The organism is Brevundimonas sp. TWP2-3-4b1 (assembly GCF_049897665.1).
GTDB classification, from domain to species: Bacteria; Pseudomonadota; Alphaproteobacteria; order Caulobacterales; family Caulobacteraceae; genus Brevundimonas; species Brevundimonas subvibrioides_B.
In genome coordinates this window covers 340,929-360,944 of record NZ_JAFCWQ010000001.1, presented here as the reverse complement: position 1 = coordinate 360,944, position 20,016 = coordinate 340,929, and the positions used below count along the sequence as shown (strand labels likewise).

Annotated in this window: 21 protein-coding genes and 1 tRNA gene; 12 read left to right on the top strand and 10 right to left on the bottom strand. The window is 68.5% G+C overall.

What is annotated here, in order from left to right; genetic code table 11:
- Nucleotides 1-46: 46 nt before the first annotated feature.
- Nucleotides 47-1,672, bottom strand: coding sequence for a flavin-containing monooxygenase (locus ACP7A5_RS01800; RefSeq protein ID WP_426040300.1), 1,626 nt, complete (start codon nucleotides 1,670-1,672; stop codon nucleotides 47-49).
- A 141-nt stretch (nucleotides 1,673-1,813) separates the two neighbouring features.
- On the opposite strand from ACP7A5_RS01800, the gene ACP7A5_RS01795 reads away from it, so the two are divergent.
- Nucleotides 1,814-3,316: a CoA-acylating methylmalonate-semialdehyde dehydrogenase gene (locus ACP7A5_RS01795; protein WP_426040299.1), complete on the top strand. Its 1,503-nt coding sequence runs from the start codon at nucleotides 1,814-1,816 to the stop codon at nucleotides 3,314-3,316.
- A gap of 241 nt (nucleotides 3,317-3,557) precedes the next feature.
- Here the strand turns inward: ACP7A5_RS01795 and ACP7A5_RS01790 are convergent, their stop codons facing one another.
- From ACP7A5_RS01790 to ACP7A5_RS01765, 6 genes are all read right to left on the bottom strand, one after another.
- Complete coding sequence (locus ACP7A5_RS01790) at nucleotides 3,558-3,821, bottom strand: DUF3297 family protein (protein WP_303696363.1); 264 nt, start codon at nucleotides 3,819-3,821, stop codon at nucleotides 3,558-3,560.
- A gap of 65 nt (nucleotides 3,822-3,886) precedes the next feature.
- Nucleotides 3,887-4,660, bottom strand: coding sequence for an SDR family oxidoreductase (locus tag ACP7A5_RS01785; protein ID WP_426040298.1), 774 nt, complete (start codon nucleotides 4,658-4,660; stop codon nucleotides 3,887-3,889).
- A gap of 165 nt (nucleotides 4,661-4,825) precedes the next feature.
- Nucleotides 4,826-5,776, bottom strand: coding sequence for a MotE family protein (locus ACP7A5_RS01780; RefSeq protein WP_426040297.1), 951 nt, complete (start codon nucleotides 5,774-5,776; stop codon nucleotides 4,826-4,828).
- Nucleotides 5,777-5,846: 70 nt separating this feature from the next.
- On the bottom strand, nucleotides 5,847-6,485 hold the full coding sequence (locus ACP7A5_RS01775; RefSeq protein WP_426040296.1) for a DUF6468 domain-containing protein: 639 nt from the start codon (nucleotides 6,483-6,485) through the stop codon (nucleotides 5,847-5,849).
- A 1-nt stretch (nucleotide 6,486) separates the two neighbouring features.
- Nucleotides 6,487-7,560, bottom strand: a complete 1,074-nt coding sequence (gene fliM, locus ACP7A5_RS01770; protein ID WP_426040295.1) for a flagellar motor switch protein FliM — start codon at nucleotides 7,558-7,560, stop codon at nucleotides 6,487-6,489.
- An 85-nt stretch (nucleotides 7,561-7,645) separates the two neighbouring features.
- Nucleotides 7,646-8,305 (bottom strand): flagellar basal body-associated FliL family protein, encoded by a 660-nt coding sequence (locus ACP7A5_RS01765; RefSeq protein WP_426040294.1) that lies wholly within the window; start codon nucleotides 8,303-8,305, stop codon nucleotides 7,646-7,648.
- 185 nt (nucleotides 8,306-8,490) lie between these two features.
- On the opposite strand from ACP7A5_RS01765, the gene flgF reads away from it, so the two are divergent.
- From flgF to ACP7A5_RS01730, 7 genes are all read left to right on the top strand, one after another.
- Nucleotides 8,491-9,228 carry a flagellar basal-body rod protein FlgF gene (gene flgF / locus ACP7A5_RS01760; protein ID WP_426040293.1) on the top strand — a complete coding sequence of 246 codons (738 nt, stop codon included), beginning with the start codon at nucleotides 8,491-8,493 and terminating at the stop codon, nucleotides 9,226-9,228.
- 11 nt (nucleotides 9,229-9,239) lie between these two features.
- Nucleotides 9,240-10,028, top strand: coding sequence for a flagellar basal-body rod protein FlgG (gene flgG, locus ACP7A5_RS01755; protein WP_303693909.1), 789 nt, complete (start codon nucleotides 9,240-9,242; stop codon nucleotides 10,026-10,028).
- Complete coding sequence (gene flgA, locus ACP7A5_RS01750) at nucleotides 10,028-10,822, top strand: flagellar basal body P-ring formation chaperone FlgA (protein ID WP_426040292.1); 795 nt, start codon at nucleotides 10,028-10,030, stop codon at nucleotides 10,820-10,822. The genes flgG and flgA overlap by 1 nt, the downstream gene beginning before the upstream one ends.
- A 3-nt stretch (nucleotides 10,823-10,825) precedes the next feature.
- Nucleotides 10,826-11,551, top strand: coding sequence for a flagellar basal body L-ring protein FlgH (gene flgH, locus ACP7A5_RS01745; RefSeq protein ID WP_426040291.1), 726 nt, complete (start codon nucleotides 10,826-10,828; stop codon nucleotides 11,549-11,551).
- A gap of 253 nt (nucleotides 11,552-11,804) precedes the next feature.
- Entirely contained in the window at nucleotides 11,805-12,278 is a 474-nt protein-coding gene (locus ACP7A5_RS01740; protein WP_426040290.1) for a hypothetical protein, read from the top strand.
- A 29-nt stretch (nucleotides 12,279-12,307) separates the two neighbouring features.
- Nucleotides 12,308-12,730, top strand: a complete 423-nt coding sequence (locus ACP7A5_RS01735) for a hypothetical protein (RefSeq protein ID WP_426040289.1) — start codon at nucleotides 12,308-12,310, stop codon at nucleotides 12,728-12,730.
- 14 nt (nucleotides 12,731-12,744) lie between these two features.
- A complete protein-coding gene (locus tag ACP7A5_RS01730) occupies nucleotides 12,745-13,245 on the top strand; it encodes a hypothetical protein (protein ID WP_426040288.1) in 501 nt (166 codons plus the stop codon).
- 16 nt (nucleotides 13,246-13,261) lie between these two features.
- Here ACP7A5_RS01730 and ACP7A5_RS01725 read toward each other — a convergent pair.
- Nucleotides 13,262-13,351: transfer RNA gene (locus ACP7A5_RS01725), tRNA-Ser, on the bottom strand.
- A gap of 148 nt (nucleotides 13,352-13,499) precedes the next feature.
- Here ACP7A5_RS01725 and msrA point away from each other — a divergent pair.
- The 4 genes from msrA to ACP7A5_RS01705 all read left to right on the top strand — a co-directional run bounded on the left by msrA (nucleotide 13,500) and on the right by ACP7A5_RS01705 (nucleotide 18,949).
- A complete protein-coding gene (gene msrA / locus ACP7A5_RS01720; protein WP_426040287.1) occupies nucleotides 13,500-14,147 on the top strand; it encodes a peptide-methionine (S)-S-oxide reductase MsrA in 648 nt (215 codons plus the stop codon).
- A gap of 18 nt (nucleotides 14,148-14,165) precedes the next feature.
- Nucleotides 14,166-14,507, top strand: a complete 342-nt coding sequence (locus tag ACP7A5_RS01715) for an MmcQ/YjbR family DNA-binding protein (RefSeq protein ID WP_426040286.1) — start codon at nucleotides 14,166-14,168, stop codon at nucleotides 14,505-14,507.
- 115 nt (nucleotides 14,508-14,622) lie between these two features.
- Nucleotides 14,623-17,196, top strand: a complete 2,574-nt coding sequence (locus tag ACP7A5_RS01710) for a TonB-dependent receptor (protein WP_426040285.1) — start codon at nucleotides 14,623-14,625, stop codon at nucleotides 17,194-17,196.
- Nucleotides 17,197-17,263: 67 nt separating this feature from the next.
- Nucleotides 17,264-18,949, top strand: coding sequence for an alkaline phosphatase D family protein (locus ACP7A5_RS01705; RefSeq protein WP_426040284.1), 1,686 nt, complete (start codon nucleotides 17,264-17,266; stop codon nucleotides 18,947-18,949).
- A 1-nt stretch (nucleotide 18,950) separates the two neighbouring features.
- On the opposite strand, the gene ACP7A5_RS01700 is transcribed toward ACP7A5_RS01705, so the two are convergent.
- Both ACP7A5_RS01700 and ACP7A5_RS01695 read right to left on the bottom strand, forming a co-directional pair.
- A complete protein-coding gene (locus tag ACP7A5_RS01700) occupies nucleotides 18,951-19,241 on the bottom strand; it encodes a YciI family protein (RefSeq protein WP_426040283.1) in 291 nt (96 codons plus the stop codon).
- Nucleotides 19,242-19,392: 151 nt separating this feature from the next.
- On the bottom strand, nucleotides 19,393-19,992 hold the full coding sequence (locus ACP7A5_RS01695) for a class I SAM-dependent methyltransferase (protein WP_426040282.1): 600 nt from the start codon (nucleotides 19,990-19,992) through the stop codon (nucleotides 19,393-19,395).
- Between the last annotated feature and the right edge of the window lie 24 nt (nucleotides 19,993-20,016).

Here is a 20,016-nt window from a genome sequence, read left to right as displayed (position 1 = left end):
GCGTGGATCCTCGAGCCACCTGGCGAGATCGGGATCCAGCGACCCGTCAGGAGGCGGCACGCGTCGCCTCGCCGCCCCGCAGGTCGAACCCGTCATAGCCGTTGGCCGCGGCCTTTTCGAGGATGCGGCGATAGCCGCGGACGCCTCCGGAATAGGGCATGAAGACCCGAGGCTTACCCGGCATCTCCGCCCCGATGTAGTAGGACGGCGTCTTCATGTAGAGGGTTTCGTTGGCGCGGGCGTTGACGTGGTCCACCCAGTCCGCCTGGGCCGCCTGTGTCGCCTCGATCTCCGATACGCCCCGGTGTCGCGCGGTGTCGAACAGGGCCGCCAGCCAGTCGATCTGTTCCTCGCTGGACAGGATGACATTGCTCAGCAGGGACGGGCTGCCGGGTCCTCCGATGAAGAACAGGTTGGGAAAGCCGTGGACGCCGATGCCCAGATAGCTGGCCGGGCCGCCGGCCCAGGCGTCCTTCAGGGGCTGGGCGTCACGGCCCACGATATCGATCTTGAGGATCGAGCCGGTGAAGACATCGAAGCCGGTCGCGTAGATGACGACGTCGAACGGCAGCTCCTGCGCCGTGGTGCGAAGCCCGGTCGGGGTGAAGCGCTCGATCGGCGTCTCGCTGATGTCGACCAGCGACACATTGGGTCTGTTGAAGGTGGCGAAATATCCGCCATCGACCGAGGGGCGACGCGTTCCGAACGGAAAGCCTTGGGGCACCAGTTTGTCGCGCAGCACGGGGTCCTCGATCTGCTCGCCGATCTTTCGTTGCACGAACGCCGAGGCGATGTCGTTGGCGGCCTCGTTCAATAGGATGTCCTTGAACGTCAGGGCGAAGCCGAACCCCAGGCGGTTCCAGGCCGCCTCGAACGCGCGTTCGCGCTCGTCCGGATCGACCTCGGCGGCGGACCGGGGATCGGGCGCAAACCCCAGGCCGCTGGGCGAGTTTCGTGCCGCCTCGCGACGGGCCCGGTAGTTCGCCTTGACCGCCGCATCCTCTTCGTCCGAGACGGGCGCATTGGCGGCGGGGATCGAATAGTTCGCCGTCCTCTGGAACACCGTCAGATGCTCGGCTTGGGCTGCGATAATCGGCGTCATCTGCACGCCGGACGAACCGGTGCCGATGATCGCCACGCGCTTCCCGTCCAGCGCAACGGGCTCGCGCGGCCAGCGCGCGCTGTACAGCACCTGGCCCGCGAAGGTGTCCTGCCCCGGATAGGTCGTGGCCTTCGGCATCGACAGCTGGCCGACGGCCATGACGAAACGTTGGGCAGACCACCTGCGGCCGTCCTCCGCCTCGATCTGCCAGCGGCCCGTCGGCTCATCGAGCTCGGCACGGCGAACGCGCGTGTTCAGGCTGACATCACGACGCAGGTCGAACCGATCGGCGACATGGTTGATGTATCGCAGGATCTCCGGCTGCTTCGCGTATCGCTCGCTCCAGCGCCATTCCTGTTCCAGCTCTTCGGAGAAGCGGTAGGAGTAGTCGAAGCTCTCGACGTCACAGCGCGCGCCGGGATAGCGGTTGAAGTTCCAGACACCGCCGATTTCGTCCGACGCCTCCAGGACCTGGACCCCAAATCCTTGCGCCCGGAAGGTGTGGAGCGCCCGAAGCCCGGCCAGGCCTGCCCCGATCACGAGGATGTCGATGTGAACGTCTTCAACCATGTAGGTCTCCCTGCTGAAAAGTTGCCATGGCCGGGCGCATGCGTCAACGATGGTGTTGATAAGGGGCTGACGCATGGCTAGGACAGGGAGGAACTCGCTGGTGCGATCGCCCCTGCCCAGCCCTGGCATCCGAGGATCAGCATGCGCGACATCAACCATTTCATCGACGGCGCATCCTTCGCCGGCGCCTCGGGCCGGTTCGCCGATGTGTTCAACCCGAACACCGGTGAGGTCCAGGCCCGCGTCCAGCTGGCCTCGGTCGCGGAGATGGATCGTGCGGTTCAATCGGCACAGGCCGCCTTCGAAGGCTGGTCCTCCATCAATCCCCAGCGCCGCGCCCGGGTCATGTTCGAGTTCAAGCGGCTGGTCGAAGCCAACATGCAGGAGCTGGCCGAGCTGCTGTCGTCCGAGCATGGCAAGGTCGTCGCCGACTCCAAAGGCGACATCCAGCGCGGTCTGGAAGTCATCGAGTTCGCCTGCGGTATCCCCCACGCCCTGAAGGGCGAATACACTTGGGGCGCGGGTCCCGGCATCGACGTCTATTCGATGCGCCAGCCTCTGGGCGTGGTGTCCGGCATCACCCCGTTCAACTTCCCGGCCATGATCCCGATGTGGATGTTCGGCGTGGCCATCGCGGTCGGCAACACCTTCATCCTGAAGCCGTCGGAGCGCGATCCGTCGGTGCCGGTCCGCCTGGCCGAGCTGATGATGGAGGCGGGCGCTCCCGCCGGCGTGCTCAACGTCGTCCACGGCGACAAGGCGGCGGTCGACGCCATCCTGGAGCACCCGCTGGTCCATGCCGTCAGCTTCGTCGGTTCGTCCGACATCGCCCACTATGTCTATCAGGTCGGAGCCGCCAACCATAAGCGGGTCCAGGCCATGGGCGGGGCCAAGAACCACGGTATCGTCCTGCCCGACGCCGACATGGACCAGGTGATCAAGGACCTGTCGGGCGCCGCCTATGGCTCGGCCGGCGAACGCTGCATGGCCCTGCCGGTCGTGGTGCCGGTCGGAAAGAAGACCGCCGACGAGCTGCGCGAGCGGATGGTGGCCGAGATCCCGACCATGCGGGTCGGTGTCTCGACCGACGCCGGCGCCCACTACGGCCCGGTCGTCACGGCCCAGCACAAGGCCCGGGTCGAGGGCTGGATCGAACAGGGCGTCAAGGACGGGGCCGAACTGGTCGTCGACGGTCGCGGCTTCAGCCTGCAGGGGCACGAGAAGGGATACTTCATCGGCCCGTCCCTGTTCGACCACGTCACACCCGGAATGGAATCCTACAAGGAGGAGATCTTCGGCCCCGTCCTGCAGATCGTCCGCGCCGCCTCGTTCGAGGAGGCCCTGTCGCTGCCGTCAAAGCACCAGTACGGCAACGGCGTCGCCATCTTCACCCAGAACGGCCGTGCGGCCCGCGACTTCGCCGCCCGGGTCAATGTCGGCATGGTGGGGATCAACGTGCCGATCCCGGTGCCGGTTGCCTATCACACCTTCGGCGGCTGGAAGCGCTCTGCCTTCGGCGACACCAATCAGCACGGCATGGAAGGCGTGAAGTTCTGGACCAAGGTCAAGACGATCACCGCGCGGTGGCCGGACAGCGATCTGGAGCACGCCGACAGCTCGTTCGTCATCCCGACGATGGGGTAGCCGTCACGTTAATGTCGATACGTTGGACGTCTCCTTTTGGCGACTGGCCCAATGTCCGATCGTGGCGCTATGCAGGCACTGCTGCCTCGTCAACGGCAATGTCTGATGTCCACCAGTTTCAGACATCCAGGATGTCCGCTTTCGGCGCCGGGGCCCCGCCTTGTCGGTCACGATCTATCCCCTCATTTCAGGGCGAGCGCGGCGCGACCGGGGAATGACGAAAGAAGGCGGAGAGGGGGACCTACCCCTCGGCTTCGCCCTCGACGACGCTGTTCTGGAAATAGGGTTCGACCACGCCTTGCAGCTTGACGGTCAGGGCATTGCCCTTGCGGTCGACGGCCTTGCCCACGGCGAGGCGGACCCAGCCTTCGGAGACGCAGTATTCGTCGACGTTGGTCTTTTCCTCGCCCTTGAACTTGATGCCCACGCCGCGCTGAAGCACGTCGGCGTCATAGTATTTGTTGTTCGGGTTGACCGAGAGACGGTCGGGGGGCGTGTCGGACATGGCGGGGCCTTCGGAAGTGACAGGCGCGGTGCATAGCCGCCCGCGCCCGATCCGACAACGCTGGACTACCCCAGGCCGCTGAACCCGCGCCCCACGCTCCAGCCGCCGTCGGCGGGCAGGACGACGCCTGAGACATAGCGGGCGTAGTCGGAGGCCAGGAACAGGCAGACGTCGGCGACGTCGTCGACCGTGCCCAGCCGGTTGAGCGGCACGGCGCGGGCGGCGGCGGCCTTGGCCTCGGGCGTGGGAGCCAGGCGGTCCATGCCTTCGGTGCCGTCGATGGGTCCCGGCGAGACGGAGTTCACCCGCACCCCTTCCCCGCCCCATTCGATGGCCAGGGTCTTGGTGATCATATCGACGCCGGCCTTGGCGGCGCAGACGTGGACCTGAAGCGCCATGGGGATCCAGGCCTGGGGCGCGGTGATGTTGATGATGCTGGCGCCGGGCTTGGTCAGGTGCTCGTGGGCGGCGCGGAGCACATGGAAGGTGCCCAGGGTGTCGATGTCGGTGACGGTGCGAAAGCCGTTGGAGCTGAGGGCGGCGGCCGGGACCGGGAAGTTGCCGGCCGCGCCGGAAACCAGCACGTCGATCGTGCCACGCTTGTCGCGGAAGTCGGCGATCGCGGCCTTCACCGCGTCGAAGTCGCGGACGTCGAGGCTGTAGCCCAGCGCCGGCGTGTCACGGGACAGGCTCTCGACGGCCGCATCGACCTTGTCCTGGCTGCGGCTGGCGACGCCGAGCTTTGCGCCGGAACGGGCGAAGGCCCTGGCGATGCCGAGATTGATGCCGGACGTGCCGCCAAAGACCATCACGGTCTTGCCGGTGAAATCGAACGCCATGGAGCCCCTCCCCGGGTTGTTGTTCGATCCACCGTGCACCCTGGCGAAGGCCGGGGTCCAGATGGAAAGATCAGGCTTTTGGTCAGCGAGCCCGGTGCGACATCCGGGCAGTCAGCGTCCGTGATCTGGACCCCGGCCTTCGCCGGGGTGCACGGAGGTCGGGTTCTATTGGACTGACTGGCGCGGCGCGGCCGGGTTGGCGGCGCCGGATGCGCCCGCCGACGGCGCGTAGGGCTGGGGTCCTGCCGGCGCGGGAGGCGTGGCGGCCGGGGTCGTCGCGCGCGGCGTCTGACGCGCCGGGGTGCGAGGGGGCGTGCGGGCCGGGGCGCGGTTGACGGCCGGCTGCGCGGCCGGAGGCGTCGTGGCGGCGGGCGCGGCAGTCTGGGTCGGGGCCGTAGCGTTCGGCGCCGGGGGGGTCGCAGCAGTCTGGGCCGGGGTAACCGGAGCGGAGGCGGAGGCGGAGGCGGAGGCGGCGCGGGCGGCCAGTTGCTGGGCCTGGAAGCGACGCGCCAGTTTCTCGGTCAGCTCGCGGGCGGCGGGGGCCGGCATCTGGGCCAGGATCGCCGAGAGGCCGCGCGGCCGCATGGCCGCGGCGATCGGGAGGCGCACGCTGTCGTCGAGGGCCGTGAAAATAGGCGCGGCCTCGCGCGGGCGCATGGCGGAATAGACGGCGACCAGACGGGCGGTCTCGGCAGCCTCGCGCTCGTCGACCTGACCCAGCAGGGCCTGGACCTCGGCCTTGATGGCGTTGAGGGCGGTGATTTTGGCGTCCAGCTTCTGTTCGGCTGCGACCATCAGCGGCAGGGTGGTGGCGAAGTCGGCGTCGCGGGCGTCCAGTTCGGTGCGCCGGGCGCTGAGCGACTGGATGATGCGCAGTTCGGCCGGCGAGATGCCGGCCTGCTGGGCCAGTTGCTCCGGCGTCAGGGCGCAGACAGCGGGCGGGGGCGTGCGCGCGGCGGCGGGCGAGGCGACGGTTTCGCTAACGGCGGCGGTGGCTTCCGCGGCCCAGGCGCTGGCGCCCTGGAACAGGTCAGGCCCGGCGCCGACGGCGCGCACGGCCACGACCCCGCCGATGGCGACGGCGATCAGGGGCAGGAGGCGGGGCAGCTTGGCCATTGCGTCATCAGTCCAGTTTCGCCCTCAGGTCGCCGAGTACTGCGGGCGAGGCATGGGGCGCAAAAAAGCGTTAGGCGGCGAACATGTCGTCGTCGGGGGCGAGGTTTACGCGCGCACGGTTGAGGGTTTGCTTCGCGGCTTGGTTAGCGGTCAGGGCGTGGAGGATGGCCTGGACGTTGCCCGCGCCGGCGGCGGCGGGGACCGGCGCGGCCATGCCGTGGATACGTTCGGCGAGGGCGGCCATGCGGAAGGCGCGGTCCTCGGGGTCCTGCGTCACCGGGATGGGCCGTTGCTGCGGCAAGAGCCCCTCCACCGCTTCGCGGTCCCCCTCCCCATCGCGAAGACGCGATGGGGAGGAGACGGTGCGTCGCGTCTCCTCCCCATGCGCAGCATGGGGAGGAGGCTCGGAGCGAAGCGGAGAGACGGAGGGGGTCTTGCCCGCCCGCGCGATCAGTTGCTCCAGCTCGGTTTTCAGCGTGCGGGCCTTGATGATGCGGTCGTGGAGCAGGTCGGCTTCCTCGCCCGAGGCGCGGAGCGATCCCAGGGCGTTCTCGGCGCGGGCGCAGGCGGCGTTCAGTTCGGTCACGGCGCCGGCGAAGGCGATCTGTCCGGCGCGAAGCTGGCTAAGCTTCTTCTCCAGGCGAACGCCGTAGCCGAGGGCGGCCACCAGCAGCAGCATCAGGATGGCGTCCAGGATCATGCCGGTCATGTCAGCGCCTTCCCTTGGTCAGGCTGTTGGCGGTCTCGACGCTGATCGGCGCCTCGACCCGTACTGCGATATACTGGCCCTTGCGGCCCATCTTGCCGGTTGTGACCGGGATGTTGCCGCAGCGGATCGAGACGTCGGAATCCGGCGTCGCGTTCAGCATGAAGGTGTCGCCGACCTTGAGCCCCAGGGCCTGGGACAGGGGCACCTGCTGCTCGTCGAGGACGGCGCGGACCTCGGTGTCCGTGGTCCAGAGCTCGGTGGCCAGGTGGCCTTCCCAGATATTGTCGCGACCGAACTTCTCACCCATGAACTGCTGCAGCAGCATCTTGCGGATGGGCTCCAGCGTCGCATAGGGCAGCAGCAGTTCGACCCGGCCGCCGCGGTCCTCCATGTCGATGCGCAGCTTGACCAGGATGGCGGCGTTGGCGGGGCGGGCGATGGCGGCGAAACGCGGGTTGGTCTCAAGGCGGTCCAGGTTGAAGTGGACCGGGGTCAGGGGCTCGAAGGCGGCCTGGGCGTCGGCCAGGATGACCTCGACCATCCGCTGGACCAGCACCCGCTCGATCGTGGTGTAGGGCCGGCCCTCGATGCGCAGGGCCGCGGTGCCGCGACGACCGCCCAGCAACACGTCGACGATCGAATAGATCAGGTTGGAATCGACCGTCAGCAGGCCGTAGTTGTCCAGCTCCTCGGCCCGGAACACCGCCAGGATCGCCGGCAGGGGGATGGAGTTCAGATAGTCGCCGAAGCGGATCGACGAGATGTTGTCGAGCGAGACCTCGACGTTGTCCGAGGTAAAATTGCGCAGGCTGGTCGTCATCAGCCGCACCAGACGGTCGAAGACGATCTCCAGCATCGGCAGACGCTCGTAGGAGACGAGCGCGGAGTTGATGATGGCGCGAATGCCGGTCCGTTCGGAACCATCGTCGCCGCCGAGGTCGAAACCGAGGAGGTTGTCGATCTCGTCCTGGTTCAGGACGCGTTCGGAGGCCGCCGCGCCGGCCCGGTCCTCGCCGAAGGAGTCGGCGGCGGCGAAGGGATCCAGTTCGCTGTCGGCCACGCCGGCGTCGCTCATCGCGTCCGCCGGATCTCGTCAGGCGACCGCCCCATGCCGGAGCATGAGCTGGTCAGAACACCGCTGATGCGTCTCGGGCTCATACTTACTGAACCAGCATTTCTTCGATGAGCACGGCCTCGACCGTGGCCGGGGCGGCGACCAGGTTCACGCGACGAAGGATTTCGGCGCGCAGCTGGAACTGACCAGCCGAACCGGCCAGATCCTCGGGTCGCAGTTCACGCAGGAATCCCTGGAACATGTCCTGCATGCGCGGCATCTCGCTCTGAAGCCGATAGGCCAGATCGATGTCCTTCATCTCGAGCGTCAGGCCCAGCTTCATCACCGTGGGACGGCCGTCCGGGGACTGAATGTTCACCACCATGTCCGGCAGGGTCAGGAAGGTTACGCCGTCAGGCCCCTCGCTGATCTTGCCGAGCGACGGGTCGGCCTCCCCCTCGGGCGCAGCGCCGTGGCCGCCGCCGCCCTTCTTTTCCTCGCCGTGACCGCCGGCCTTCTCCTCGCCGTGACCGCCCTTGGCCGCCTCTTCGCCTGTAGCGGCGGCCGGCTTGGGCTGGAGCATGAAGAAGGCCCCGGCCCCGCCCCCGCCCAGGACCAGCAAGGCCACGGGCGCGATGATGAAGAGCAGCGGCAGCTTCTTCTTCTTGGGCGGTTCGTCGCCATCGACTTCCGCGCCATGCGCGACGGCCAGGTCGGTCGCCCCGTCCTTGGGCGCCTTGTCCTTCTTCTTACCGAGTTTGATCATGCGGAGCCTGCCCCGGAAATTCCCAGAGACCGGGATGGCCCCGGTTTGGTTAACGCGAGGTGTAAATCCGGCAAGATTTGCCGGGCGTCGACGGCCTGACACCGGGCGAAACGCCCGCAGGACGGGCATTAACCGTGTTGGCACGGTCGTTGCGTGGGAGGGAGCGAAGGAGCTTCGGAGCCCACGTGGAAAACGCCGCCTACATCGGACTGTCACGGCAGATGACGCTGCGTCGCGAACTCGACATCGCGGCCAACAACATCGCCAATGCGGACACCACCGGCTTCAAGTCCGAGCAGTTGCTGCTGGGCACCGAGGTCGGCAACCGCGCGCGCAACGACTCGGTGCGGCCGGGCGTCAGCTTCGTGCTGGACAAGGGCGTGGGCCGCGACTTCTCCCAGGGCACGCTGGAGCAGACGGGTCGTGACCTGGACTTCGCCATCGACGGCGAGGGCGCGTTCTTCAAGGTCCAGGACGGCGCCAACGAGGCCTATACCCGCGACGGCGCCTTCACCATCAGCCCCGAGGGCGAGCTGGTCACCAAGGCCGGTCTGCCCGTGCTGGGCGAGAGCGGACCGATCGTCATCGACCCGGCCCGGGGCCCGATCACCGTCGCCGACGACGGCAACATCAGCCAGAACGGCATCGCCATCGGCCAGCTGGGCCTGGCCCGGTTCGACAACCTGGCGGTCCTGTCTAAGGAAGGCGACGGCCTGTACCGTAACGCCTCCAACGCCACCCCCATCGATGCGACCGGAGCGCAGGTGCGCCAGGGCATGCTGGAGGGGTCCAACGTCAATCCCCTCGTTGAAATCACCCAGTTAATCGAGATCAGCCGCGCCTACGAACGCGCGTCCAAGATGATCGAGAACGTCTCCGATCTGTCCCGTCGCGCCGTCGAGCGGCTGGGCAAGTCGAGCTAAGGAACACCTGAATGCGCGCTCTCAGAACCGCTGCCTCCGGCATGGCCGCCCAGCAGCTGAACGTGGAGGTCATCTCCAACAACATCGCGAACATGAACACCGTCGGCTACAAGCGCCAGCGGGCCGAGTTCCAGGATCTGATCTATCAGAACGTCGAACGGATGGGCGCGCAGTCGTCCAGCCAGGGCACGGTCGTCCCGACCGGCGTCCAGGTCGGCCTGGGCGTCAAGGCGGGCAGCGTCTATCGCATCACCGACCAGGGCACGCCGCAACAGACGGGCAGCGACTACGACGTCGCCATCGACGGCCAGGGCTATTTCCAGATCACCCTGCCCTCCGGCGAGATCGGCTTCACCCGCGCCGGCAACTTCTCCCTGAGCGGCGAGGGGCAGCTGGTCACCGAGGACGGCTATTCGGTCGAGCCGGCGATCTCGATCCCGCAGGACGCGGTCGACGTCATCATCTCCAAGACCGGCCAGGTGCAGGTCATCACGGCCGGTTCGCCCGAGCCGGCGACCGTGGGTCAGCTGGAGCTGGCGACCTTCTTCAACGAGGCAGGGCTGGAAGCCATCGGCGACAACCTGCTGCTCGAGACCGCCGCGTCCGGCCCGGCCACGACCGGCACGCCCGGCGAGACCGGCTTCGGCCAGTTGCTGCAGGGCTATACCGAGGCGTCGAACGTGGACGCCGTGACCGAGATCAGCTCGCTGATCATCGCCCAGCGCGCCTATGAGATGAACTCCAAGGTCATCTCCACGGCCGACGAGATGATGAGCGTCGCGTCCCAGGTCAAAGGCTGATGATCCGGCTTCTGACGCCAATCCTGACGATGGGCGTGGCCGCGCTGGCGCTGGTCGCCTCCCCCGCCCTCGCCGACCCGGTGATGCTGCGGGCCAATCCGGTCGACGACGACGGGCGGGTGACCCTGGGCGATATCTTCGACGGAGCCGGAACGGCCTCGGGCGTCGTGGTGGCCAATCGCGCCGGGCCGTCGGTCGTGTTCGAGGCCGGCCAGCTTCAGGCCATGGCCGCGCGCGCCGGACTTCAGTGGGCCAACCCGCAGGGTCTGCGCCGCGTGGTGGTCCGCAACGCCGCGCTCGCGCCGGGCGCCGCCGCTCCGACCACCGCCGGCGTCGCCGCCGCCCCCGCCGCAACCCGGGGCGCCACGACCGAGGTCCTGATCTATGCCCGCAACCTGGCCGCCGGGGAGGTGGTCCAGCCGGAGGACGTCATCTGGTCCACCGTACAGGCGCATCTGGCACAGGGCGGCTCGCCCTCCGACGCCGAACAGGTCATCGGCCTGAGCGCCCGACGGGCCCTGCGCGCGGGAGCCGTGGTCGGCGCCCGGGATCTGGTCTCGCCGCGTGTCATCGCCCGCAACGACATGGTCGAGGTGGCCTTCATCGCCGGAGGGGTGAGGCTGACCGTCACCGGACGCGCGACGCGCGACGCCGCCGTCGGCGAGCCCGTGCCGATCCTGAACACCACGTCCGGCCGCACCATCGACGCCGTCGCCTCCGGACCCGGTCAGGCCCTGGCCGGCGCCGGGGCCCGCGCCGCCGCCTCCAACCAGTTCGCCCGCCAGGGAATGTAAGTCATGCGTCAGTCCGTCCTCGCCGCCGCCCTCGCCGCCCTGTCCCTGGGCGCCTGCTCCACCGTCGTCGAGACGGTGCAGGGCCCGCAACTGGCCCCGATCGGCTATCCGGCCCAGCTGGTGCCGGTCAGCCAGACCTATACGACGGTCCCCGAGCCGCGCTCGGCCAGCGCCAACTCCCTGTGGCGGACGGGCGCGCGCGCCTTCTTCGGCGACCAGCGGGCGCGAAACGTCGGCGACATCCTGACCGTCAGCATCAACATCGACGATCAGGCCCAGACGTCCAACACCACCAACCGCAGCCGCACGAACGACATCACCGGCGGGGTGACTAATTTCTTCGGGCTGGAGAACAGCCTGGGCCGCGCCTTCCCCGGCGGCTTCGACCCGCAGGCCCTCGTCGGCGTTCAGGGCCAGTCCAACGCCAACGGCACTGGCTCGGTCAACCGTTCGGAGCGGGTCAACCTGACCATTGCGGCCGTGGTCACCGACATCCTGTCCAACGGCAACCTCGTCATCCAGGGTCGGCAAGAAGTGCGCACCAACCGCGAGGTCCGCGAACTGACCGTCGCCGGCATCGTGCGGCCTGAGGACATCTCCTCGGCCAACACGATCGCCCACACCCAGATCGCCGAGGCGCGCATCAGCTATGGCGGGCGCGGCGACATCAGCCGGGTCCAGGCCACCCCGGCCGCCCAGAGCCTGGTGGAGCGGTTCAGTCCATTCTAGGGCGCCAACGCGCGCGACGCGGTCGCGCGCTGCTTGAGCGCGGCCCCACCGGGGACGCTACCGCTCGACGCGCAGCGTCTCCCTGCTTGGGCGCGGCCCACTCTCTCCGTGCACCCCGGTGAAGGCGGGGTACACGGAGAGAGGGAGCGGTTAACACCGTGTCCTGAACATCACGGGTCCGTCAGGACCGAAGCTCTGCCGTGAACCGTTAACGGAAACCCGCGTTTGGTCTTCAGACGTAAGGTTTCCAGTGATGTTCAAGGTTCTCGTTCCCGCCGTCGCCGCTCTCGGTCTGGTCGCCTTTGCGGCCCAGTCCAGCGACGTCGCGCCCGAAGTCGCGACCGCAGGCGTAATGGCCGCGCCGGTCATGAGCTGGAGCGTGCATCACGAGGGCGCCCTGGCGAAACTGGCCTATGGCGTGGCCAACTCCGATCAGCTGGCGCTCATGGTCACCTGCATGCCGGGCGACCGCACCGCCGTCGTCTATGGCGACGTCCAGGTCGAGGGCGCGCGCCTGACCCAGGCCAGGATCGAGATCGATCCCCTGTCGGGCGGCGCCGCCGAGGACACCACTCTTGCGGTAAACGATCCGGCCCTGGCCGGGCTGGCCCGAGACGGGCGAATGACGGTTGTCGGCGACGCCGGCCGCTTCCAGCTGGCCGCGAGCACCGAGGAACGTCGCCTCGTGCGCGATTTTCTGTCCTATTGTTCTCCGGGCCGGGCATAGCCACCCTGTCCGGGCGGGGGGCCTGAACCATGACACTGCTGACGATGATCGCTGCGATTGCAGCCCTCCACGGGGCTGCGCCTCAGGGCGGCTGGACCTGGACCCTTTATGAGGGCGGGCCGCTGGTGCTGGCCAACGAGGTCCCCGACACGCCCCGGCTGAAGGCCATTCTGGAATGCCAGCCGGGCGCCGGCGTGGCGAGGCTGGACCTGTTCGGCGCGACGGCGGCAGGCATCGCCACCATCGTCTCGGGAACGGCCACCGCGACCGGAGAGAGCGAAGCCTTCTCCGACCATCAGTCGGTGGCCCTGCGCACCGATCATCCGGTCTTCGGCCAGTTCCTGGTCACCGGCGCGCTCGACGTCGCCGTGGGCGGCACCCACCAGGCCGTGGCGGTGCCGACGGCCCACCTTGCCAAACTGCGACGCTTCACCGAGCTTTGCAGCGGGTGAAACGGGGAGGTCGCATGCGAATTCTATGGCTGCCGGTCCTGGCGCTGGCCGCACTGACGAGCGCCTGCGCCAGCGTGGAGACGCCTGAACCCGTGGTCGCGGCCGCGGCATCGCCGGCGCCCGGGCCGGTGGCCGGCTACGACTGGCACTATACGCCGGACGGGGACGTCGCCCGGCTGGCTTACGGCGTCGAGGCCAGCGACGACCTGCGCCTCGGCCTCGACTGCACGGCGGGGTCCGGCAAGGTCGATCTGACCGCGCTGGGCCAGACCGGCGATCGCGAAATATATCTGGAATCCGGCGGCGAGACCGAGCGGTTCCCCGCCGAGGGCGAGCCGTCGCAACTGCATGACGGCGACATTCTGACCGCCACGGCGGCGACCAGCGAACCCGTGCTGCAGCGCTTCCGCCGCGTCGGCTGGATCGCGCAATGGGTAGACGGAAAGCGGGAGGTCTATGCGCCGCATCCGGGGTCGGAGGCGGGGGTGGAGCGGTTCTTCGCGCTGTGCGGCTGACCTGGAAGCAGGGCCGTGGCGGACAGAGAGGGATTCGAACCCTCGGTAGGCTTTCACCTACACACGCTTTCCAAGCGTGCGCGATCGACCACTCCGCCACCTGTCCGTTTCACCACAAGGGCTAACGCCCGGGAGGTCGCCCGGGGAGGGAGGGCTGATAGAACAGCCGGGCGCTTCGGGCAAGCGCCGCGCTGGTCAAAACCGCGGGGCCTTCCCATATGGTCGTCCTGTCCCTTTTCTCACGGATCGCATCGATGCTGAGCCACAAGACCACCCTGCCCAACGCCGCAAGCGCCCTGCCCGGCCGTTCGACGCCGCTGGCGACCGACGAGGTCCATTTCGTCAACGGCCGCCCGCTGAAGGGGCCGCATCCCGAAGGGTTCGAGACCGCCGTGTTCGGCATGGGCTGTTTCTGGGGCGTGGAGCGCAAATTCTGGTCGCTGCCGGGCGTCTGGGTCACGGCCGTCGGCTATTCCGGCGGGATCACGCCCAACCCGACCTATGAGGAGACCTGCACCGGGCTGACCGGCCAGACCGAGGTGGTCCAGGTCGTCTTCAATCCGGCCGAGACCTCCTATGCCGAACTGCTGAAGACCTTCTGGGAGGGGCACGACCCGACCCAGGGCATGCGCCAGGGCAATGACATCGGCTCGACCTATCGTTCGGCGATCTACTATCTCGACGATGAGCAGCGTCAGGAGGCGGAAGCCTCGCGCGACGCCTATCAGGGCGCCCTGACCAGGGCCGGTCGCGGCGAGATCACGACCGAGATCACCGGGGCCGGACCCTTCTATTTCGCCGAGGGCTATCACCAGGGCTATCTGGCCAAGAACCCCGAGGGCTATTGCGGCATCGGCGGGACGGGCGTCGTCTGCCCGATCGGCGTCGGCGTCACGGCCTGAGGATGGCCCCGTCCCCTCATGGATAGGGCGGGCATAGGTAAAGTCTGCCTGGCCCTGCCCGGGGTCACGCTCGACCATCCGTTCGGCGACCCTCACGACGCCTACCGCATCGGCGGCAAGATGTTCGTGATGGTCGGCGCGGAGGGCGGGGTGTCGTTCAAGGTCTCCGACATCGCCTATGAAGTCCTGACCGAGACCGGCAGGGCGCGGCCGGCGCCTTATCTGGCGCGGGCCAGATGGGTGAACCTGCCCGATCCCGAGGCCTGGGATGACGACGAACTGGCCGGGCATTTCGCCATCGCCCACCGGATCGTGGCGGCGAAACTGACCAAGAAGGCGCGGACCGGACTGGGCCTCTGAGACCGTTCGGCGACGAGCCGTCCGAACCCGCCCAAAGCGTCACCTCGCCATCACCGCCCCGTCGCTCGGGCGCCGCCAAGCCTGGCTAGAGAGCAGGACAGCAACAGGGGCTGTCATGTTCAATCGCACTCACTCCAGAACCATCCTCATGGGCTGCGCCGCCGCGTGCGCGCTGGCCACCTCCGCCAACGCCCAGATGTCGGCCGACCAGGCGTCACAGCTGGAAGAGGTGATCGTCACCGCCCAGCTGCGCGCCCAAGACCCGATCGAGGTCCCGTTCGCCCTGACCGCCTACAGCGGCGAGTTCCTGGACGGGCTCGGCGTTCAGGACTTCGAGGAGCTGTCGGCCTTCGTGCCCGGCCTGCTGGTGCAGAACCAGTCGCCGAACAATCCGGGCTTCGTGATTCGCGGCCTGACCTCGGACTCGACCGGCGCCTCGGATGAGCCGCGTGTGTCGATCTACCAGGACGGCGTCTCCATCTCGCGCGCGCCCGGTGCCTTCGTCGAACTGTTCGATGTCGACCGGGTCGAGGTCTCCAAGGGCCCCCAATCGACCCTGTACGGGCGCGGCGCCCTGATCGGCGCGATCAATGTGATCCAGACCAAGGCCGATCTCGACGGCTTCGCCGCCGAGGGCCGCGCCGCTATCGGCAACTACGACTACCGCATGGTCGAGCTGATGCTGAACGCGCCGGTCGGCGACATGGCCGCCTTCCGCTTCGCCACCCGCATGAAGACCCGCGACGGCTATGTCGAGAACCTGCTGGACGGTCGCGACTACAACGGCGTCGATACCCAGGCCTTCCGCGCCCTGGCCGCCTTCGAGCCGACCGACGGCCTGCGCGTCGACGTGATCGCCAACTACCAGCAGGACACGCCCTCGGGCGTCAGCTTCCGCTCGATCTATTACAACGCGCAGGATCCGAACACGGGCGCGGTCCTGGGCACCGACCGCGATCCGGGCTCCCCCGCCGCCCTGACGCCGGGGTCGAACATCCCGGGTGGCAGCGAACTGGGCATCGACCGCGAAGTCTGGGGCGTGACGGGTCTGGTCCGTTATGACCTGTCGGACAGCCTGACCCTGAACTCGGTCAGCGCCTATCGTACCTTCGAGACGGCCGAGACCTTCGACCCGGACGGGATCTCCCTGCCGATCCTGACCGGCATCGGCATCTCCGACGGCGAGCAGTGGAGCCAGGAGCTCCGCGTGAACTGGGACAATGGCGGCGCCTTGTCGGGCTTCGTCGGCGCCAGCTATTTCCGCGAAGAGAACCAGTCGTCCTCGCCGATCGAGATCGACGAACGCCTGGCCCTGGCCCAGCTGGCCGGCATCCTGGACGGCACGCCGCTGGCCGTCCTGCCGACCGCCCTGCCCCGCTCGGTCTATGCGTCGCAGGCCTTCCTGCAGCCGCTGCTGGCCGGGCTCGGCATCCCGACCGCGGCCCGCGCCGGCATCGCCAACAACCTGAAGGCCAGCCACATCGAGACGGCGGCCACCGACACCGAGCTGCAGTCGTTCGACGTCTTCGGCGACCTGACCTGGAAGCCGACCGACCGGCTCGAGTTCGCCGCCGGCGTTCGCTACACCTCGGATGAGAAGACCACGGCGTTCGGCTCCTCGGTCCTGAACGGCCGCTCCATCGCCGGGGGCCTGCTGGCCGTGCAGCAGCTGCAGGGCCAGATCAACGCCCTGATCGCCGTCGGCACCCCGGCCGCCCTGGCGCAGGCAGGCGCGCTCGGCGCCTTCGCCAACGGCCTGGTGATCCAGCTGGCCACCCCGGGCGCCGCCAACGCTCCGGTTTCAGCCGCCTTCCCGCTGTTCGGCCTGACCTTCCAGCCCACGGCCGGCAACGGCAACGTCACCGCCCGCGATCTGGAGGACGACGGCCTGACCTACCGCCTGACCGGCCGCTATGCCGTGTCGGACGACGCCAGCCTCTACGCCACCTACGCCCGCGGCCGTCGTCCGGCGGTGCTGGCCGTGACCGTGCCGTCCACGCCCTTCGGCGCGCCTAACTTCACCGAGGTCCCGGCCGAGACCGTCGACAGCTACGAGGCCGGCTTCAAGTGGGCCCTGATGGATCGCCGCGTCCGCCTGGACGGCGCGGTCTATTTCTACAGCTATGAAAACTTCCAGACGACCGAGCAGGTCGGCACCCAGTTCATCACCACCAATGCCGGTGAAGCCGAGGCCTATGGCTTCGAGGGCCAGGCCAGCTGGATGGCCAGCGACTGGCTCGATCTGTTCGCCACCTATGGCTACAACCACGCCCGCTTCCAGACGGGGGCCCGCGAGGGCAACCGCCTGCGCCTGTCGCCCGACCACCGCGTCTCGATCGGCGCCCTGGTGACCCTGCCCGTCACGGGCGGCGCCTTCGAAATCCAACCGACCTACAGCTGGCAGTCGGAGGTCTTCTTCGACGACAACAATGACCGGACCAACCTGCAGACCACCGGCTTCGTGCCCGACCGGATCGTCGACGAGTTCCAGGACAGCTACGGCCTGGTGAACCTGCGGGTCCGCTATGTCCCCGACGGCGCGAACTGGTCGGTCGAGGCGTTCGGCGACAACCTGCTGGACGAAGCGTTCATCAAGGACGCCGGCAATACCGGCGACAGCCTGGGCCTGCCGACCTTCATCGCCGGCGAGCCCCGGACCTACGGCGCGACCGTCACGGTCCGCTACTAGACTACGCCTGTCTCGACGGCGCCCCGGTTCGCCGGGGCGCCGGTTCCTGTTGTCGCCGGAGCCCGCCATGACCATCGACCGCCGCAGTCTTCTGGGCCTGATCGGGGCCGGCTCCGTCGCCGCACCCGCCTTCGCCGCCCCGGCGCACAGCCCGGCGGTCGCCTTCCTGCACGGGGTCGCATCCGGCGATCCCGACGCGCGTTCGGCCGTCTTCTGGACCCGCGTGACGCCCGCCGACGCCTCGGGGGCCGACATCGAGGTGACGCTGGAGGTCGCGCGCGACGCCGGTTTCTCCGACAAGGTGCGCACCGCGTCCGGCCTGCGCGCCCGCGCCGCGCGTGACTTCACCGTCAAGCATGACCTGGATGGTTGCGGGCTTGAACCGGGCCGGGAGTATTTCTACCGGTTCATCGTCGGCGACGTCGTTTCGCCCGTCGGCCAGGTCCGCACCCTGCCCGAGGGCGTGACGCCCGACGTCGTCCTCGCCGTCGTCTCCTGCCAGCTGTATCCCGGCGGTCTGTTCAACGCCTATGACGCCCTGTCGAAGGAGCCGCGGCTCGACGCCGTCGTGCACCTGGGCGACTACATCTACGAATACGGCGCGGCGCCCGACGACTACGGTCTGTCCACCGGAGCGGCCCTGAGCCGCATTCCCCAGCCGCCGCACGAGATCCTGACGCTCGAGGACTATCGGCTGCGTCATGCCCAGTACAAGTCGGACCCCGATCTTCAGGCCGCCCACGCCCGCGCCGCCTTCATCTGCGTCTGGGACGACCACGAGGTGGCCAACGACGCCTGGTCGATGGGCGCCGAGAACCACACCGAGGCGACCGAGGGCGACTATGCGGCCCGCAAGGCCATCGCCCTGCGCGCCTATTATGAATGGATGCCGATCCGGGAGCCGCGCGCAGGGCTCGGCCTCGACGCCATCAACCGCAGCTTCGAGTTCGGCGACCTGGCGACCCTGGCCATGGTCGAAACCCGGCTGCTGGCGCGCAACAGGCAGCTCGACTACGCGACCGACATGCCGATGGTCGACGGCGTGCCCGACCTCGTCGCCTTCAATGCGACCCTGAACGCGCCGGACCGGGACCTGCTGGGCGATACGCAGCGGAACTGGCTCAAGGGCGTGCTGGCGGCGTCGAAGTCTGCGAAAAAGCCCTGGCAGGTGCTGGGCAATCAGGTCGTGATGGCCCGGGTCATGGGGCCGGACGTCACGAAGATCGCGTCAGAGGCCCAGATCGAGGGCATGATCGGCGGCCTGCCCGAGGCGGTTCAGGGCGAGCTTCGCCAGATGATCCAGCTCTACAAACTGGGCGTGCCGTTCGGCCTCGACAGCTGGGACGGCTATCCGGCCGGTCGCGAGCGTCTGTACGCCGCCTTCAAGGAGGCCGGGGTGCAGCCAATCGTCCTGGCCGGCGACAGCCACGCCTACTGGGTCAATGACCTGAAGGATGCCGCCGGCGAGCGTCGCGCGGTTGAGTTCGGCACCAGCGCCATCTCCAGTCCTTCGCCCGGCGACGCCGTCGCGCCCCTGCCGCTGGGGCCGCTGCTGTCGGCCAACAACGACGAGGTCGTGTTCTGCGACCAGACGGCCAAGGGCTATGTCCTGCTGACCCTGACGCCCGAGCGGGCGGAGGCGAAGCTGCAGACCGTCTCGACCATCCTGGCCAAACCCTATGTGGCGCGCACCCTGTCGACCTGGGTCGTGACCCGGGACGCGGACGGCGTCACCGGGCCGACGCGGGCCTGATCTATTGCCAGGTCAGAAGCCGCAACGGCGTGACTTCGACCGTCACCCAGACGCCGGCCGTCGTGTAGGGCTCCTGCGCCACATAGGCGTCGGCGGCCGCGCGGTCGGGAAACTCTCCGATCATGGCCGATCCGATCGGCGACCCGGCGTCGTCCAGCAGGGCGCCGACCTCGACGACCTCGCCCGCCGCCCGGCGCGCCTTGAGGCCTTCGATGTGCGCGGGACGCGCGAGCTGGCGGCGGGCCGGAGCGTCGGCGTCGGGACCGTCGCGGCCGATGATGAGGAACTGCATGTGTTCTGGACCCTGGTGTGCATTTCGCTGACGACGGGAATGCCGATCCGGGTGGTTTAGCGCGCAGCACGCACACACAACAGCGGAACGGCGGTCTCTACGCGTGGTCCAGGCGCTGGCGTCACAGCAGGGGGCCTGCCCCCGGGCGGACTCAGCTCGCCGACGGTCTGCGCACGAACGTGTCGTAGACGTGGGTCGTTTCCGCGAACGTCACGCGCGCCGGCTGGCCGGCGAACGGCTGATGCGAGAACCAGGGCTCGGTCAGCGAGGCCGCGATCGGATCGGCGATCTTGTCGACGTTCCAGCCCAGCAGGAGCCGACCTCCTGGCTTGAGTATCCGCGACAGGGCCTGGAGCGCTCGACGTTGCTGTTCGGGCGCATCGACGCCGAAGCCGAGCACGCCGTTGCAGACGATGGCCTCGAACATCTGGTCTGCGAAGACCACATCGGCCTCGCAGACATCGCCGGTACGGTGCCGGCCCACGACGCCCCAGCGCGCCGCGCCGGGGTCGATGTCGGTGGTCCAGACCTCGCCGCCCCCGGCCTCGAGCACCGGATAGTCATCGGCGGTGTAGGCGCGGCATCCGACCCACAGGATCTTGCCGCCCTCGACGGCGAAGGCGGGGATATAGGCTTCGGCCAGCAGTTTGCGGTCCGGCAGGTTGCGGATTTTCAGCGCCCGACGGCTCTTCATCGCCAGCACGGCCGCATCGCCCGCGAAAAGCCTGGTTAGAAACGTGCGTGCGCCCACTCGACTACCTCTTGCCTCAAACAG

Bases quoted from the DNA above. Each gene is read 5' to 3' on its own strand.
- ACP7A5_RS01700 (WP_426040283.1), bottom strand. From the start codon at position 19,241: ATGCAGTTCCTCATCATCGGCCGCGACGGTCCCGACGCCGACGCTCCG.
- ACP7A5_RS01785 (WP_426040298.1), bottom strand. From the start codon at position 4,660: ATGGCGTTCGATTTCACCGGCAAGACCGTGATGGTCTTTGGCGGCACG.
- ACP7A5_RS01735 (WP_426040289.1), top strand. From the start codon at position 12,308: ATGACACTGCTGACGATGATCGCTGCGATTGCAGCCCTCCACGGGGCT.
- flgA (WP_426040292.1), top strand. From the start codon at position 10,028: ATGATCCGGCTTCTGACGCCAATCCTGACGATGGGCGTGGCCGCGCTG.
- ACP7A5_RS01705 (WP_426040284.1), top strand. From the start codon at position 17,264: ATGACCATCGACCGCCGCAGTCTTCTGGGCCTGATCGGGGCCGGCTCC.
- ACP7A5_RS01790 (WP_303696363.1), bottom strand. From the start codon at position 3,821: ATGTCCGACACGCCCCCCGACCGTCTCTCGGTCAACCCGAACAACAAA.
- ACP7A5_RS01775 (WP_426040296.1), bottom strand. From the start codon at position 6,485: ATGACCGGCATGATCCTGGACGCCATCCTGATGCTGCTGCTGGTGGCC.
- ACP7A5_RS01715 (WP_426040286.1), top strand. From the start codon at position 14,166: ATGGATAGGGCGGGCATAGGTAAAGTCTGCCTGGCCCTGCCCGGGGTC.
- ACP7A5_RS01730 (WP_426040288.1), top strand. From the start codon at position 12,745: ATGCGAATTCTATGGCTGCCGGTCCTGGCGCTGGCCGCACTGACGAGC.
- ACP7A5_RS01780 (WP_426040297.1), bottom strand. From the start codon at position 5,776: ATGGCCAAGCTGCCCCGCCTCCTGCCCCTGATCGCCGTCGCCATCGGC.
- fliM (WP_426040295.1), bottom strand. From the start codon at position 7,560: ATGAGCGACGCCGGCGTGGCCGACAGCGAACTGGATCCCTTCGCCGCC.
- ACP7A5_RS01740 (WP_426040290.1), top strand. From the start codon at position 11,805: ATGTTCAAGGTTCTCGTTCCCGCCGTCGCCGCTCTCGGTCTGGTCGCC.
- ACP7A5_RS01710 (WP_426040285.1), top strand. From the start codon at position 14,623: ATGTTCAATCGCACTCACTCCAGAACCATCCTCATGGGCTGCGCCGCC.
- msrA (WP_426040287.1), top strand. From the start codon at position 13,500: ATGCTGAGCCACAAGACCACCCTGCCCAACGCCGCAAGCGCCCTGCCC.
- ACP7A5_RS01800 (WP_426040300.1), bottom strand. From the start codon at position 1,672: ATGGTTGAAGACGTTCACATCGACATCCTCGTGATCGGGGCAGGCCTG.
- ACP7A5_RS01765 (WP_426040294.1), bottom strand. From the start codon at position 8,305: ATGATCAAACTCGGTAAGAAGAAGGACAAGGCGCCCAAGGACGGGGCG.
- ACP7A5_RS01795 (WP_426040299.1), top strand. From the start codon at position 1,814: ATGCGCGACATCAACCATTTCATCGACGGCGCATCCTTCGCCGGCGCC.
- flgH (WP_426040291.1), top strand. From the start codon at position 10,826: ATGCGTCAGTCCGTCCTCGCCGCCGCCCTCGCCGCCCTGTCCCTGGGC.
- flgG (WP_303693909.1), top strand. From the start codon at position 9,240: ATGCGCGCTCTCAGAACCGCTGCCTCCGGCATGGCCGCCCAGCAGCTG.